Genomic DNA, 14,529 nt, shown 5'->3' with positions numbered 1-14,529 from the left:
CTCGGATACGGTCTTCGTATGAGTACATGAACTACCTCCAGGTAGTCCAAGATTTCCGCCGCATCCCCACTGGGTCAATTTTCCATCAGCGCCAACACACTAAGCAACCATCAGAAAATTTTGACTGTACGCCAAAAAATTCGCATCTACCAGCATCTAAACAGGCGTTGCAGGGCAATCGCATGAACGCCTGCCGATTTGAATGAGTCCTTTCCCAGCGGGCATCCTGAGCGCCTCTCTACTCAGGATGCCCTGCAATGTCGCATCACATACCAATCTCCGATGTTCTGGTCGCCATCAATGATCCCCGTCAGCAGGGCAAGATTCGTCACGACCTGGTCGAAACACTGGTCGTGGCTATCTGCGGCGTGCTTGCCGGCGCTGACACCTTCATCGAAATCGAACTCTGGGCTGAGCAGCGGCTGGACTGGTTCCGCCGTATTCTGAAACTACCCCACGGCATTCCCTCACACGACACCTTTGGACGGCTATTCAGCCTGATCGATCCAGAGGAGTTCGAGCAGGCCTTCCGCTGTTGGGTTGCGGCGATCCTACCGGCCCTTTCTCCGCAAGTGGTTGCCCTAGACGGCAAGACCAGTCGCCGCTCCGGCAAGAAAAACACGGCCCCGTTGCACCTGGTCAGCGCTTTTGCGGCTGATTCAGGGCTGATTCTCGGGCAGAGGGCGACCTCCCAGAAGTCCAACGAGAAGACCGCCATTCCTGAGCTGCTGGCCACACTGGCGCTTGAGGGCTGCACCGTGACGATCGATGCCATGGGTACCCAGCCGGACATTGCACAGGCCATTCTCGATCGCGGGGCGCACTATCTGCTGGCCATCAAGGGAAACCAGCCGAAGCTGGCCGAAGCGATCGATGACTTCGCTGACACCTTTTTGGACGGCGATCCTGCCCGGGTACCCCATGCGCACTTCGAGCATGTCGAGAAGGACCATGGCCGGCTGGAGGTTCGTCGCTGCCATGTTTTCGACCAACTCCAGTGCCTGCCACAGCCAGAACGCTGGCCAGGACTGCGCACTTTCGTGATGCTGGAGTCCGAGCGGACTGTGGGCAACCAGACCAGCCTGGAGCGCCGTTACTACATCAGCAGTCTTGCTCCGGATGCAGAGCGCATCGCACATGCCATCAGGGCGCACTGGGGCGTGGAGAACCGCGTCCACTGGTGCATGGATGTCATTTTTGGTGACGATCAGATGCGGATCCGAACCGGGCATGCTGCCCACAACATGGCCGTTCTCAAGCAACTTACATTGAATTTGATCCGGTTGGATCCGGTCAAGCGCAAGGGTGGCATCAAGGCACGAAGGCTGATTGCTGCAACCTCTGATGATTATCGGGCTGAACTATTAGGTCTCAGGTGAGCTTCATGCGATTGCCTTGACAGGCGTTGTTGATTATCATAAAACACTGACACTGTATTATATAATCGTGCTTTTGTGTTATTTTTTTAATATTTACTGATTACGTACTTGCTTAACCACTCAGTTGCGCTAGAACTAATAGACGCGAAATTTAAATCTCTAATTTTCCAACACTTAGTAAAACCTCGTTTGCCATCCCACTACCATTGTAGGAGCAAATCAGGAGACATAAAAAATTAGCGGTAGCGTGCCTGGCCCTCTAGATAAGTATTGGAGACTGTAATGAAGTTTGAAAAGTCACAGACAGCAATCGACCACCTGACTCCCGAGCAACACCGAATTACCCAGGAGGCGGGCACCGAAAGGCCCTTCACGGGCGAGTACAACGACAACAAGGAGCCTGGCATCTACGTCGACATAGTGTCGGGAGAGCCACTGTTCGCTTCGACGGACAAGTTCGATTCGGGTACTGGCTGGCCCAGCTTCACCAAGCCGATCGTTTCGGCAAACGTGAACGAGGTGCGGGACAGCGCACACGGCATGGTCCGGACGGAGGTCAGGTCAGTACACGCAGACAGTCATCTCGGCCATGTGTTCCCCGATGGTCCTTCCGACCGCGGCGGTCTGCGGTACTGCATCAACTCAGCGTCCCTTCGCTTCATCCCGCGCGACGAGATGGAGTCCGAGGGATACGGTGAATATCTCGATCAAGTAGAGGAGGCTTAACATGCATCAGCGCGCTGTTCTCGCAGGAGGATGTTTCTGGGGCATGCAGGATCTGATCCGCAAGCGGCCCGGCATCATCTCGACCCGTGTGGGTTACACGGGCGGCGATATTCCGAACGCCACGTATCGTAATCACGGCACGCATGCCGAGGGGATCGAGATTGTCTTCGACCCGACAGTGACGAGCTACCGGAACATCCTGGAATTCTTCTTCCAGATCCACGATCCGACGACGCTGAACCGCCAGGGCAATGATCGTGGGCTCTCCTACCGGTCGGGCATCTATTATGTCGACGAGGAGCAGAAGCGCGTCGCCGAGGATACGATCGCCGATGTGGATGCCTCGGGGCTGTGGGATGGCAAAGTGGTGACCGAGGTCCAGCCGGTCGGCGAGTTCTGGGAGGCCGAGCCCGATCACCAGGATTATCTGGAGAAGCGCCCGGGCGGCTACACCTGCCACTTCGTCCGTCCCGGCTGGGTGCTTCCGAAGCGCCAAAAGGTTGACGACGTACAGCCAGCGGCCGGGACCGCGGCGGAATAGGCTTCACTGCCGTTGCCACTGCGCCGATCCGGTCCGCAATCTTCGTGACCGCGTCGTTCAGCGACGCGGTCATCGAACCCTACTTCAGAGTGACGGCTCGTTCCAGTCAGTCGCCATCGCAACACCAGGATCGCAGATTTATGCCAGACCTCTCGTCCTTTCCGATCACGCAGCGCTGGCCGGCATCTCATCCCGATCGCCTGCAACTCTACGCAGCCCCTACGCCCAATGGCGTCAAGGTCTCGATCATGCTTGAGGAGACTGGCCTGGCGTACGAGCCCCACCTGATCGACATCTCGAACAACGAGTCGAAGGATCCGGCGTTCGTGTCGCTGAACCCGAACGGACGCATACCGGCGATCATCGATCCGGCTGGCCCTGACGGTAGACCCATCGCCTTATGGGAATCCGGTGCGATCCTCCTCTATCTGGCCGACAAGACGGGTCAGTTCATCTCCACCGAACCAGGCCAGCGTTACGAGACCCTAGCGTGGGTGTTCTTTCAGATGTCGGCCATCGGGCCGATGTTCGGTCAGCTCGGCTTCTTCCTGCGATTTGGCGGCAAGGACTATGAGGACAAGCGGCCGCAACAGCGCTTTATCGACGAATCCACGCGTCTGCTGGGGATTCTGGATCGCCGGCTGGAAGGCCGCGACTGGATCGTCGACGACTATTCGATCGCGGACATCGCGACGCTCGGCTGGGTGAATGCGCTGGTGGAATTCTACGCTGCGGGTGACATCCTTGGCCTCAGCAGCTTTTCGAACGTCCGCGCATGGCTTGGACGCGGGCTGGCTCGACCGGCCGTCCAGCGTGGCCTCCACATTCCCGCGAGGCCAGCATGAGCATCATCGCCGCCTATTATTACAACGAAGGCAAGCGAGTTCGCGAAATCGCGCTCGATGAGCACGTCAAGTTGGGCGAGAGTCGCTCGGGCTTCTGCTGGATCGCGCTTAGCGAACCCACCCCCGAGGAACTACTCGCGATCCAAAGGACATATAATCTTCATCCGTTGGCGATCGACAACGCGATGCACCCGCTGTGCCCGCCCAAGCTCGAGGTCTACAACGATGAGTTGTACGTCGTCGCGCAGACCGCCGAGCTGGTCGGCGACCGGATCAGCTACGGCAAGATGGCGATCTTCACCGGTCACAATCACCTTATCACCGTGCGGCACGGCAATGCCGGAGCGCTGGGCAAACTTCGGGAGCAACTCGAGGCATCGCCGACGCAGTTCGGCAAGGGTGTCGACTATGTGCTGCACGCGATCTTGCATCGCGTGGTCGACCAGTATCTGCCCATCTTCGAAATGATCGAGGACGACGTCCTGGCGATGGAGCGACGGTCGCTGCACGATTTCCTCGGGCCAGAAGAGGTGGCGCGAATCTTCGAACTAAGGTCCGAACTCACGCGGTTCCAGCGCACGCTCGGGGCTATGGCCGAGCTGGTGCGAAAGCTCGTTCGCGGCCACTTTCCCTGCATCAGCGCCGAAATGACACCATATTTCCACGACGTCGCGGACCATGTCCACCGCGTGCAGTCCATGGTCGACGGCCTCCTGCTTGTCCTGTCCACGGTCTTTGAGGCCAGCAGCCTTCTTGAAGCGCAAAGGACGGGGGTGATCACCCGCCAGCTGGCGGCTTGGGCGGCAATACTGGCAGTCCCGACGGCGATCGCTGGAATATACGGCATGAACTTTAAGCACATGCCGGAGCTGGACACGGCCTACGGATACTTTGTCGTGCTCGGAGTGATAGCGATATCGTGCGTTTTCCTATTTGTGCGCTTCAAGAAGGCTAAGTGGCTGTGAATACTGCCCATCGTTTTCTTCGCCGTCATCTGACGGTTACAGCGGGCCTTATACGGAAGCTTGTCCAATCCAACTCAAGATGAAGGTGCGTCCATGACATAGCAGCTGACCGACGCTCTACAAGCAGTTCAGTCCTTCATCGCCAAGGGCTAAGACCGCGAATAGCGCGTCAAGGACAGCAATCTCGTCGATCTCGAGCCAGGATCAACCATCGGTCCGTGCGGCATCTGCGTCGACGCGGCGTTTCGCCTCGGAAGCGGTGATGATGGCGATAACGCCTCCACCCTCTACGCGATCACCGATCCGGCGACCGAGCATAAGGGCCTGTTGATCGACGTGTTCGATGAAATCTGCTACCGCGACCCAGTTCAAGAGTCGGGACCTCAATGTAGAAGAAGTTGACTAACGAGCATTCGCGTCATCCGATCAAGCAAGCTGGAGACATTTATGAAAGCCATTGGTTACAAGGTTCCGGGACCCATCGCCGCGGATGCCGCGCTGGTCGACATCAATCTGCCTCGGCCTGTCGCTGCAGGATACGATATCCTGGTTGAGGTGAAGGCCGTCTCGGTCAACCCGGTCGACTACAAGGTCCGCAACAGCACGCCGCCGGCAGATGGCGATTGGAAGGTGCTGGGATGGGATGCCGCCGGGATTGTGCGCGAGGTCGGCCCCGACGTCACGCAGTTCGAGTTAGGCGACGAGGTCTATTATGCCGGATCGATCACACGGCCCGGTACCAATGCGGAGTTCCATCTCGTCGACGCCCGGATTGTCGGTCACAAACCTGCGTCGCTCTCCTGGGCGGAAGCGGCGGCGCTGCCGCTGACGACGTTGACGGCCTGGGAGGCGATGTTCGACCGCCTGGACGTGGCGAAGCCCGTACCCGGTGCGGCGGAGGCGATCCTCATCATCGGTGGCGCGGGCGGGGTTGGGTCGATCGCCGTCCAGATCGCGCGACAGCGCACGGACCTCACCGTCATCGCCACAGCCTCTCGACCGGAAACCCAAGAGTGGGTAAGAGGGCTTGGAGCTCACCACGTCATCGACCATTCTCGTCCGCTCGCGCCACAGATCGCCGAACTCGGCATCGGTGCTCCCGCTTTCGTCTTTTCGACCACACATACCGAGCAACATGTCGCCGACATCGCCGAACTGATCGCCCCACAAGGACGGTTCGGACTGATCGACGATCCCAAGGCATTCGATATCATGGTTTTCAAGCGCAAGGCGGTGTCGATCCACCACGAGCTGATGTTCACGCGGTCGATCTACGGCACGCCCGACATGAATGAGCAGGGCGAGATTCTGGATGCGATGGCAGCGCTGGTTGACGACGGCAAAATCCGCACGACGCTGACCCGGCGACTGTCGCCGATCAATGCCGCCAATCTGAAGACGGTGCATGCACTGATCGAAAGTGGCGCGGCTAAAGGCAAGATCGTCCTCGAAGGCTTCTAACGACCGCGATCGCCAAACATCTTGTCCAACCTCAAAAAGCCGAACGGGTTATGCCCCAGCGATGAGAATCCCATGACCAAATCTATTGCCACCGCCTCGATCAACCGCGAAACCGCAGTCGCCCTCATCGACGCGGCGCTCGCTGCGGCCCGTGCCATCGGCATCCCGGCTGCCGTCGCCGTCGTCGACGCCACCGGTAACCTGCGCGCGTTCGAGCGCACCGACGATGCGCCGTTCCTTACCGTCGATGTTGCCATCGACAAGGCCTGGAGTTCCGCCTCGTTTGGGTTCCCGACCCATGTCTGGAACGACTATGTGACCAACGATCCAAAAGTGGCGCCGCTAGCCTATCGCCCTCGGATGGTCGCTGTCGGCGGCGGTTATCCGATTCTGGAGGATGGGAAGTTGATCGGCGGCATAGGCATCTCCGGAGGCAACTATCAGCAGGATCAGGATGCGTGCGTCGAGGCACTCATGAAAATCGGGTTCCAGTTGCCAGCCTGACGACTGTGAGGCCATCACCGGTGGTAATGGCCAACAGATCCAACCTTTGAGAGGCCTAATGATGGAAGCGTTCGTCGTCTTTACGCGGGAAGAAACCAGCGACCCACATGCACTCGCAACCTATTCTGCAGGCGTCGGACCATCGTTCGATGGTCACGACGTTACCTTTCTCGCCGCTTATGGCGCGATCCAGCATTTGGAGGGGCCGCCCATCGAAGGGGCCGTAATCTTGCGTTTCCCGACGATGCAGGCCGCTCGCGACTGGTATGACAGTCCCGCCTACCAAACCATCGCTGCTCAACGCTTTGCCGGTTCCCGTTACCGCGCCTTTATCATTGAAGGGCGGCGGTGACATACCGACAGAAGCACTTCGGCGCTGACCACGAGGTATCGGCGTGTGAACTCGCATCTTGGGAATCTGTGGGGGGGACCAAGACAGCGGCGCTAGGGGCTCATATCGTCGATCGGATCAGAGAGTTGCTCGGCGAGAATGGGTTATCTATTGCCGAGCTGACGGAGCGGAGCCGCCCTCTCCCAACGGATTGATTCAATCGTTGACGCTCCTCCTATCCGGATCCGGGTTTTCGCACGCTGATCAACAGAGTTACAGCGCGCAACGCCTGTAGTGGGCATCAGGGGATGGGTGGCAATCAGGATGATTGCCCACCTTCCAACGATTAACCTTGCTCAAGTTGCTTCACTAGTCGCTCCGCGTCGAGATGGAAGTCCGAGAAAACAATGCTACCGCCAGCGTCGATAACCGTAAACCACGGAGTTCCTCGTGTGCGGTAGTCTTCCATGAAGGTTGGAAACGGCGAGCCGGTCGGTTGCTCGTCGTGACCGAAAACGATAGGAAGCTCATACTTGAGCTGGTTCACGCGCAACTTCTCGAAGGTATTCTCATGCGTTCCTTCGAAGACGGTCTGGATCACTGCGAACCCCACGTCTTTTGAGCTCAACGCTGCATGCAACTTTTGTAGCGTCGGAAACCCATGCAAATGGCAACCTTGGCACCAATGCTGGAAGGCAAACAAGATTTTCGGGCCGGGCCCGATATCTGACAGTTTGAACGGCGCGATACTTTCCCCATCTTTGCCAATCCATTTTTGCACCCGCAGCTCAGGCGCTTGTCGTTCGATCTCGTTCATCTGATCCTCCAACCCCGATACAGAAGCTTAGTGGATGATCGCGCGTCGCGACGGTGCGCGAACGTCCGACCTTATTTTCCCTATTTCCTGAAGCCAGAATAGATCAGATCGACATTTCGTCCTTAATATACTCAAGCTGCCGGCGAGCGCGAACTGGGCAACCATGCGCTGGTGAGCCTTGAGCTTTGCACGCTGCCCATCCGTTTGAGAGCGAACCTGCAACTTCCGCTCCGCATACCGCAGATCAGCGTACGCAGCCTTGGGGTTATCTACCCTATAGCCATTGGGTATTGGGAATCATGCTGGCCTGACGCTATGTTCGATACGCGATTTTTTACGATGATAGAGCATCTGTATCTGATTTTTAGTCGATTGGCTTATTCGGCGGATGTGCGGGCAAATGCTTTACGCAGAGTACTGAAATGAAGGCCGGCTTCGGTCTGCCGTATCGAGCAAGAGGGGTCACTATGGTCACCAGAGGTTTCACCGGTCGCGGTTCAGGCGACCAGTCCGATCGGATTCCGCCAGGTCAGCATCTGGTGGAGGATTTCCCTGTTCTGTCGGCCGGCCCTACGCCGAGGGTAGAGCCCTCCGACTGGAAATTCACAGTCAAAATTGGTCCGAAGCCCGTCAAAACGTGGAATTGGGGCGAATTCAACACTCTACCAAAGACCCAGGTGACAAAGGATATTCACTGCGTCACCTCTTGGTCCAAACTGGATACCGTTTGGGAGGGTGTACTCATTGAAGACATCCTTGCAGATGCAGAGCTTGATCGGCCTACCGATTTCGTCTTGGCGCACTGCTACGATAATTATTCGACAAACGTCCCTCTGACGGATCTGCTTTCCGGGAAAGCGATGGTCGCCCTCAGTTATGCGGGCAAGCCACTTTCCCGCGATCATGGGGGGCCGGCGCGTCTTCTAGTGCCGCACCTTTACTTCTGGAAATCCGCCAAATGGGTGAATGCGCTGCAATTCACGACGCGTGACGAGGCCGGCTTTTGGGAGCTGCACGGCTATCACATCTACGGCGATCCGTGGCGCGAACAACGATACACCCATGACTGAAAACGAAGCGCAAGTCCGTTCGTGGCAATCATGCGTGATCGACGACATCATCCAGCAAACACCGAGTATCAAGAGCTTCTTCCTTCGGTTGAGCAAGCCGTTCGCGCACACCGCAGGTCAGCACGTCGATATCCGGCTGACCGCGCCCGACGGCTACAGTGCAATGCGCAGCTACTCGATCGCGTCATCGGCAGTTTCGACCCCGATCGTCGAGATAGCTATCGAGCGCATGCCGGATGCCGAAGTTTCGCCGTTTTTTCACGACATCGCGGCGATTGGTGACGAAATCGAAGTTCGCGGTCCGCTCGGTGGCCATTTCCTTTGGCCTGAGCCTGCCATAGATCCGGTTCTGTTGATCGGGGGAGGCTCCGGCCTCGTGCCGTTGATGGCAATGATCCGGCAGCGCCGCGCATTGGCCCAAGCCGTTCCGACAGCGTTGCTCCTGTCCGCACGAACCGCCGAGGACGTTCTCTTCTCAGAAGAACTTCATTGCATCGAAATCAGCGATCCGGCGTTCGTCCTGGCGCTCGCGATTACGCGCGAGAAACCGGTTCGCGCATCGGACTTTGCGCGACGGATCGACGGCATGATGGTCCAAGAAATTCTAACCAGGCTTCAGGGAAAGCCGACGCAAGTGTTCGTCTGCGGGTCTAACGGATTCGTCAACATCGCAACCGATAGCGCGCTGCTGGCGGGCTTGGACGCCTCCATCATCAAGACGGAGCGCTACGGGGGCTAGCGGCGCGAGCTATCTCACGTCGCGCCGATCGTAGACGTGCGCCCTGGGAAGCTTTGGCGATCAACGTGAACCGTTTTGCCGAACACAGTCTTCGTACCCCCCGGCCTCTAGAACGCCTTCGCTCGCGATACCTGGCTCGACATCAAGCTCAATTTGAAAGTTCCTGCACTATCCGTCGTCCTGATATGCTCGACCAGCATGATGGGCGATTCGAGCGGGACCGCTTCCGTCCCAATCGAGGCTCGGTTACCTTAGAGCATCGGCTCGGCGCTACAGGAGGCGCGTGCGGCCTCTGCCTGGCGGTGAAAGCACTTTGGGCCATGTCGCCTGGATAGCGGCCAATCGTCAGCATCTGCTCCGATGTCGGCCAAGGTGCAGTCGCCATCTTTGAACGCCGCGAATTGGAGATCAACGCCATGACAGCGATCCGCGTGCAACTGCCGGAGATGCAATATGACAACTGATGTATTGCTGTACACCACGAATTGGTGCCCGTTCTGCCGCCGAGCGAAGGCGCTCCTCAAGGAAAAGGGCGTGCGATGGAAGGAGCTCGATATTGAGGCGGATCCGGCTCACCGGCAGGCCATGGCGGAAGCGTCGGGGCGAAGCTCCGTGCCGCAGATCTTCATCAATGGCACCCTTATCGGTGGCTCCGATGAGCTATTCGCGCTCGATGTCAGAGGCGAGCTCGACAAACTTCTCGGGCGCAACCCGCCTGCCACCTGAGGAGGTGCGGCTTGGGGCAGCCAGCCCGCGAGCCTTCGCCGGTTGATGAATACAAAAGGAGAGTCCGTTGGTCTCAGCCATCTGGAAAGACACTACTATCGCCACAAGCGACGAAACAGTCATCGTCGAGGGAAATCACTACTTCCCACCGTCAGGAGTCGACCTGAGCCTGCTTGAGATGAGCCCGCACACATCTGTCTGTCCGATCAAAGGCGCCGCGCGCTTCTTTCATGTTCGCGCGGGTGACGCGCTCAACGTGAACGCCGCTTGGACCTATCCCGCCCCCACTCCGGATGCCGAGGGTATCCGGGATTACATCGCTTTCTGGAAAGGCGTGGACGTTGCCTAGCAGACTGGACGGACGACTTCGCTGATAGCCATGCGGGCGCCGACATCTCAATTATCCTGCCCACCCCGGGCCTCGTCGGCTGCAGGAATCTGCCCGGCACCTTAGCGCGACCCGGCACTGGCGGTCTCGCACCCGCCGCGCCTCTGTTCTATCAATAAGGATGGATGACATGGAGCATTCCGAGTTCGATGCCGCTTTCGCGAAGCTTGCGGAGGGATACAGAGAAGGGACTTATGAAGGCCGGCGTTTCAGCTTGATCGTCCGGCGATCTGGGGACGGACGTCGCAACAGTCTGTTCGCCAGGGAGTTGGACGGGACTGACATTGTCAGCTTCAACCTCTTCCGCGTTACATCAGATAGGACATTGTTGAAGCCGTGCGAAATGTCCGCCGAAAAGGTCGTAGCGTTCGTGCTGGAGTTCCGACCGGACACCTGACGGGCAGAAGAAGATCCCGGCCAACCGGCGCGCCTGCGACGGCCGGCTATCTAAGGCTGCGCAAGCCTATAGCCGCAGCTCATTGCACTTCGTCTGGCGAGGAATTCAACATCGATACGTCGCCATCCGCGGGGATATCGGTACAGGCGCCCGTGTAAGCCAGATTGAGAAATCCTAAGCGATGACTAACACCAATGACGCCACCCTTCCGACACATTCTATTCTTGAGGAATGCACAGCGATGGCTGTCGTCAACGCTCTGAAGATTATTCTGAAGAACAGCTACGCGATCTACCTTAAGACAAAAAATGCCACTCGGGCGCATCCCGCCCCTACTTCAGGGACTTTCACTTGCTTCTCGCTCTGTCACTCACAGCATCGGCACGCCCATGACGCATGGTATCCAGGCCTCATAATTTTCCCATATAACCTTCTTGTCTTTTGCGCACCCAGAAAGACTCGAGGCTTTAACTGGACAGATGAGCCCTCGAGGGTAGTGTTCACCTGATTGGCTTTCTCATATCTGATGTTGATTCGCACAGTGTGCCAACCAGGTGATAGTTTCAAAAAACCTGCGCTTCAGAGCGAATTAGACGATCTTCGATAAGAGCGATCCGCCTCAAAATCCAAAACATCTAACATTGTCCTAGAGCCATATTTGTACCTAGTACTATGGCGCTCCCATTAACACATTTGATGATGCACAGAAAACTTAGCTCATGATAGCTTTCAGCTAACAGCTATTCGGAAGCCCGAAAGGATTCAACCGTTTAAGCGTGAACCGTCGATTATAAATACTTTCGTAAGTTAGCTTTAAAGGACGCTTTTAGTCCTTGTAAATACGCATTACGACTCCACAGCTACCAAATCCATACGGCGCCAGCAACCATTAAAACACCCGACACTACTAAAACAATAGTAGAGGCGCGATTGCTGCCTTTCAAAGTATGACCAACACCCACATCCATAACTAGGTGTCGAATTCCGGCTACGAGATGATAAATAAATGAAGAGTATACCAACCAGAAACTAACTTTGCCGAAAGGTGAAGAAAAAATCTCCTTGACTTCATTAAAACCCTTTTCTGACTCCAACGATTTGCTCAGCATATACAGTATCAGTCCCAGAAAAATAAAGAGCATAATTCCTGAAATCCGGTGCAGAATCGATGTAAGCGCCGTGAGAGGAAGCTGAATGGTTCGAATATCAAGATTAACCGGCCGCTTTTTATTCATTTTGACTCCAGTCAACAATTCTAGTGGGGGATTTCAGTTTTCGATCTCATTCATCATAGCAGCTGTAACTAAGGCTGGCGGCGACAATAATGGAGATATTCGGGGCTTACGTTGCATTTTGAGGTCGCAAGTGCATGTGCGTAAATTGAAGCAAATTGCAAGGTTATGCCCAATAGGTAGCTAGCTTATTAATTTAACAAAAGTGACGTGTGTCGTTCTGCAGGGCATGCTGTTCCCCAACCCTGGAAAACCTATCCTCTTTAACACGTCAAAGTCGATTGATAGGCTTGCTGCAACAGCTATCTGCCCGGTTGAAGTCGAAGATCGATGTATCTGTAGGGTTTGGAAATAAATGCGGGCGCCCACCGCACTCACGGCTCAGTTACCATTCTTTGTGCATCGCGGCCGCGCGGCTAGTTGGTAGCTGTTCTAAGCCTAGTCAGTGCCGCCCTTCGCCCCAAGCCCCATAGTCAGATTTGAGAAATGACAGTAGGCGATGCCGCAACGCGCTTCATCGACCTATGTAAAACGACTCCTTTATCGAAATAGTGCACTCATCGCTCTCCACGGCGATCCCTTCATCGCGAATTGCACCGCCCAAGACGATCTGCACTGAAATCAATACTTTCTGATGCCTCTTGATTAGAGATGCCAGCCATAATCATCTCATCGCCAACGCATACGGCGTTCGGCAGCCAACACACTCTCACTCACTACTGGAAGCTCAGACATGAAAACCATAGGCATTGAAAACTCGAAGTCCAGCGTACAGGCCCACTTAACGCTTGGAACCAAAACTATGGGGCTAGGTATCTATGGCGCGTACTTGGCTCTCGCTATTATTTACTTCTGGTTCGGCGGCATGAAATTTACCCACTACGAGGCCGAGGGCCTGGTTCCACTGGTGAGCAACAGCCCGCTTTTGGGATGGGTGTATAGCATTTTTTCGGTCGACATGTTCTCCAGCCTGCTCGGCATACTAGAGATTTCGATCGGCACTCTGATCGCAGGCCGCATGCTGTCGCCCAAACTATCCGTGGTAGGAGGCGCTCTGTCTGCAGGCCTGTTCTTCACAACCCTTAGCTTTATGTTTTCCACTCCGGGCGTCATTGAGCCTAGTTTAGGGTTTCCGGCGATTTCCGTTGCGCCAGGTCAGTTTCTGCTTAAAGACTTAGGGTTGCTTGCTGTTTCGATATTTGTGGCAGGCCATTCGCTGGTTGAACTGGAAAAACGTAAAATTAATGCATAATTTTTTCAATGGCTTAAGGCAGTAATGCCTTAGGCCTTTTTGCCATCATTTTCCCCCGCCAGATCTTTCAACCAGTCACGAGGGCTCAACCCCGTCTTGCGTCTAAATGCGCGAGACAGCGCCGAAGGACTTTCGTAGCCGACTTGAGCTGCAATCAGCGTAATCGAGCGCCCTTCTCGCATCAGCTTCTGAGCCAGGCTAACTCGCCAACTCAACAAATAATCAGCAGGCGTCTGTCCGATGACACTCTTGAAATGCACGGCATACGCAGCGCGTGACATATTTGACTCACTGGCCAGCTCTGCTATTGACCAGGCATGTTCCGGGGAGTTGTGCATCTGTAAAAGCGATCGGGCAAGCCGCATGTCGGCCAGTCCAGCCATCATTCCGGTGCGCAACTGGTGATGATCGAGCAGGTAACGGAGCAACAGAATGATTAGGAGCTCAAATAAGCGCTCAAGCGCGGCTTCCCTTCCACAATGCACATTTGCCGCCTCGGCAAACATCCACTCCAACGTGTCTGCCAGCATGGGCAGATCATCGAGTGCGAGCACCAAACAGTCCGGTAATGAAGCCGACAAAGGATTATCAATTCCGCCCTCAAACTCCATGGAAGCACACAACAACTTTGCGCCATCGGACTCACCCGCAAACAATTGATGCTTGGCGGGGCGTGGCATAAAAATCAAGCTAGGGCGAGTGAGCTGCAAATCCTTGCGATCGGGACCAAGCAACGTCACGCTGCCGGCCTGAAGCAGATGGATATAACCTCGCCGCTCGGCGCCATCGTAAGATGCAGAGCCGCATAGGTCGCCGTCATAGAACAGATTGGCCCGCACGCCGAACCGCGAGAGCAAATTAGACAAACGATCCATTGGCCGATCCTTGACGAGTCAGAACGCACAGACCATACCATCTGCGTTGTCGTTCAGTGCCTGTAGCGAACATGCCGGCGTAAATCAGCCAACGGATAAAGTGATCACTGAGCAGCTCAGCCTCCCTTTCCAGTTCGGCTGTTAAAAAAACAACACCGTTGTTTGAAAGCACCAGCAAATCAAGTGCTCACTCTTCTATTTTACGGGGTTGTACGCCGGAATCCCAGAAATTTCCGTCAGCCCAGCTCCAGTCCCGCCACGAGCGCATCCAGGTCGATGAA

Annotated in this window: 19 protein-coding genes; 15 read left to right on the top strand and 4 right to left on the bottom strand. The window is 56.0% G+C overall.

The features are described from left to right. The 6 genes from AC1Q6D_RS32760 to AC1Q6D_RS32735 all read left to right on the top strand — a co-directional run. Positions 1-206, top strand: a 206-nt coding sequence (locus AC1Q6D_RS32760) for a hypothetical protein (RefSeq protein WP_492574013.1), incomplete at its 5' end; no start/stop codon positions are given. A gap of 51 nt (positions 207-257) precedes the next feature. Then, complete coding sequence (locus tag AC1Q6D_RS32755; protein ID WP_010455375.1) at positions 258-1,379, top strand: ISAs1-like element ISPa60 family transposase; 1,122 nt, start codon at positions 258-260, stop codon at positions 1,377-1,379. A 282-nt stretch (positions 1,380-1,661) separates the two neighbouring features. Further along, positions 1,662-2,105: a peptide-methionine (R)-S-oxide reductase MsrB gene (gene msrB / locus AC1Q6D_RS32750; protein WP_003464965.1), complete on the top strand. Its 444-nt coding sequence runs from the start codon at positions 1,662-1,664 to the stop codon at positions 2,103-2,105. A 1-nt stretch (position 2,106) separates the two neighbouring features. Then, positions 2,107-2,646 carry a peptide-methionine (S)-S-oxide reductase MsrA gene (gene msrA, locus AC1Q6D_RS32745; RefSeq protein ID WP_003464967.1) on the top strand — a complete coding sequence of 180 codons (540 nt, stop codon included), beginning with the start codon at positions 2,107-2,109 and terminating at the stop codon, positions 2,644-2,646. 140 nt (positions 2,647-2,786) lie between these two features. Then, positions 2,787-3,491 carry a glutathione S-transferase N-terminal domain-containing protein gene (locus AC1Q6D_RS32740; RefSeq protein ID WP_003464969.1) on the top strand — a complete coding sequence of 235 codons (705 nt, stop codon included), beginning with the start codon at positions 2,787-2,789 and terminating at the stop codon, positions 3,489-3,491. Next, positions 3,488-4,456, top strand: a complete 969-nt coding sequence (locus tag AC1Q6D_RS32735) for a magnesium and cobalt transport protein CorA (protein WP_003464971.1) — start codon at positions 3,488-3,490, stop codon at positions 4,454-4,456. Before AC1Q6D_RS32740 ends, AC1Q6D_RS32735 begins: the two co-directional genes overlap by 4 nt. A 204-nt stretch (positions 4,457-4,660) precedes the next feature. Here the strand turns inward: AC1Q6D_RS32735 and AC1Q6D_RS32730 are convergent, their stop codons facing one another. Further along, the gene (locus AC1Q6D_RS32730) at positions 4,661-4,828 is read right to left on the bottom strand and encodes a hypothetical protein (protein ID WP_016487060.1); all 168 of its coding nucleotides are present in this window, start codon (positions 4,826-4,828) and stop codon (positions 4,661-4,663) included. A gap of 75 nt (positions 4,829-4,903) precedes the next feature. Between AC1Q6D_RS32730 and AC1Q6D_RS32725 the strand changes: the two genes are divergently transcribed. The 3 genes from AC1Q6D_RS32725 to AC1Q6D_RS32715 all read left to right on the top strand — a co-directional run bounded on the left by AC1Q6D_RS32725 (position 4,904) and on the right by AC1Q6D_RS32715 (position 6,773). Then, the gene (locus AC1Q6D_RS32725; RefSeq protein ID WP_002118279.1) at positions 4,904-5,917 is read left to right on the top strand and encodes a zinc-binding alcohol dehydrogenase family protein; all 1,014 of its coding nucleotides are present in this window, start codon (positions 4,904-4,906) and stop codon (positions 5,915-5,917) included. Positions 5,918-5,989: 72 nt separating this feature from the next. After that, positions 5,990-6,421, top strand: coding sequence for a GlcG/HbpS family heme-binding protein (locus AC1Q6D_RS32720; RefSeq protein ID WP_005006001.1), 432 nt, complete (start codon positions 5,990-5,992; stop codon positions 6,419-6,421). Between the two features lie 58 nt (positions 6,422-6,479). Beyond that, complete coding sequence (locus AC1Q6D_RS32715; RefSeq protein WP_010591688.1) at positions 6,480-6,773, top strand: DUF1330 domain-containing protein; 294 nt, start codon at positions 6,480-6,482, stop codon at positions 6,771-6,773. Between the two features lie 325 nt (positions 6,774-7,098). Here the strand turns inward: AC1Q6D_RS32715 and AC1Q6D_RS32710 are convergent, their stop codons facing one another. Beyond that, a complete protein-coding gene (locus AC1Q6D_RS32710; protein ID WP_003464979.1) occupies positions 7,099-7,569 on the bottom strand; it encodes a TlpA family protein disulfide reductase in 471 nt (156 codons plus the stop codon). Between the two features lie 422 nt (positions 7,570-7,991). On the opposite strand from AC1Q6D_RS32710, the gene AC1Q6D_RS32705 reads away from it, so the two are divergent. The 5 genes from AC1Q6D_RS32705 to AC1Q6D_RS32685 all read left to right on the top strand — a co-directional run bounded on the left by AC1Q6D_RS32705 (position 7,992) and on the right by AC1Q6D_RS32685 (position 10,889). Beyond that, positions 7,992-8,639, top strand: coding sequence for a sulfite oxidase-like oxidoreductase (locus tag AC1Q6D_RS32705; protein WP_002118288.1), 648 nt, complete (start codon positions 7,992-7,994; stop codon positions 8,637-8,639). Further along, positions 8,632-9,378, top strand: coding sequence for a ferredoxin reductase (locus AC1Q6D_RS32700; RefSeq protein WP_002118292.1), 747 nt, complete (start codon positions 8,632-8,634; stop codon positions 9,376-9,378). The genes AC1Q6D_RS32705 and AC1Q6D_RS32700 overlap by 8 nt, the downstream gene beginning before the upstream one ends. A 453-nt stretch (positions 9,379-9,831) precedes the next feature. Next, positions 9,832-10,104 (top strand): glutaredoxin 3, encoded by a 273-nt coding sequence (gene grxC, locus AC1Q6D_RS32695; protein ID WP_005005995.1) that lies wholly within the window; start codon positions 9,832-9,834, stop codon positions 10,102-10,104. Positions 10,105-10,171: 67 nt separating this feature from the next. Beyond that, positions 10,172-10,453 carry a DUF427 domain-containing protein gene (locus tag AC1Q6D_RS32690; RefSeq protein ID WP_003464986.1) on the top strand — a complete coding sequence of 94 codons (282 nt, stop codon included), beginning with the start codon at positions 10,172-10,174 and terminating at the stop codon, positions 10,451-10,453. Positions 10,454-10,622: 169 nt separating this feature from the next. Next, complete coding sequence (locus tag AC1Q6D_RS32685) at positions 10,623-10,889, top strand: hypothetical protein (RefSeq protein ID WP_003464988.1); 267 nt, start codon at positions 10,623-10,625, stop codon at positions 10,887-10,889. Between the two features lie 860 nt (positions 10,890-11,749). On the opposite strand, the gene sdhC is transcribed toward AC1Q6D_RS32685, so the two are convergent. Continuing rightward, positions 11,750-12,124 (bottom strand): succinate dehydrogenase, cytochrome b556 subunit, encoded by a 375-nt coding sequence (sdhC, locus tag AC1Q6D_RS32680; RefSeq protein ID WP_005005993.1) that lies wholly within the window; start codon positions 12,122-12,124, stop codon positions 11,750-11,752. A 730-nt stretch (positions 12,125-12,854) separates the two neighbouring features. On the opposite strand from sdhC, the gene AC1Q6D_RS32675 reads away from it, so the two are divergent. After that, the gene (locus AC1Q6D_RS32675) at positions 12,855-13,373 is read left to right on the top strand and encodes a YkgB family protein (RefSeq protein WP_003464991.1); all 519 of its coding nucleotides are present in this window, start codon (positions 12,855-12,857) and stop codon (positions 13,371-13,373) included. Positions 13,374-13,402: 29 nt separating this feature from the next. Here the strand turns inward: AC1Q6D_RS32675 and AC1Q6D_RS32670 are convergent, their stop codons facing one another. Continuing rightward, the gene (locus AC1Q6D_RS32670) at positions 13,403-14,248 is read right to left on the bottom strand and encodes an AraC family transcriptional regulator (RefSeq protein WP_003464995.1); all 846 of its coding nucleotides are present in this window, start codon (positions 14,246-14,248) and stop codon (positions 13,403-13,405) included. Between the last annotated feature and the right edge of the window lie 281 nt (positions 14,249-14,529).

The organism is Pseudomonas sp. MT92 (assembly GCF_058792515.1).
The sequence above is the reverse complement of the archived record's forward strand: the minus strand, read 5'-3'. Positions and strand labels throughout refer to the sequence as shown.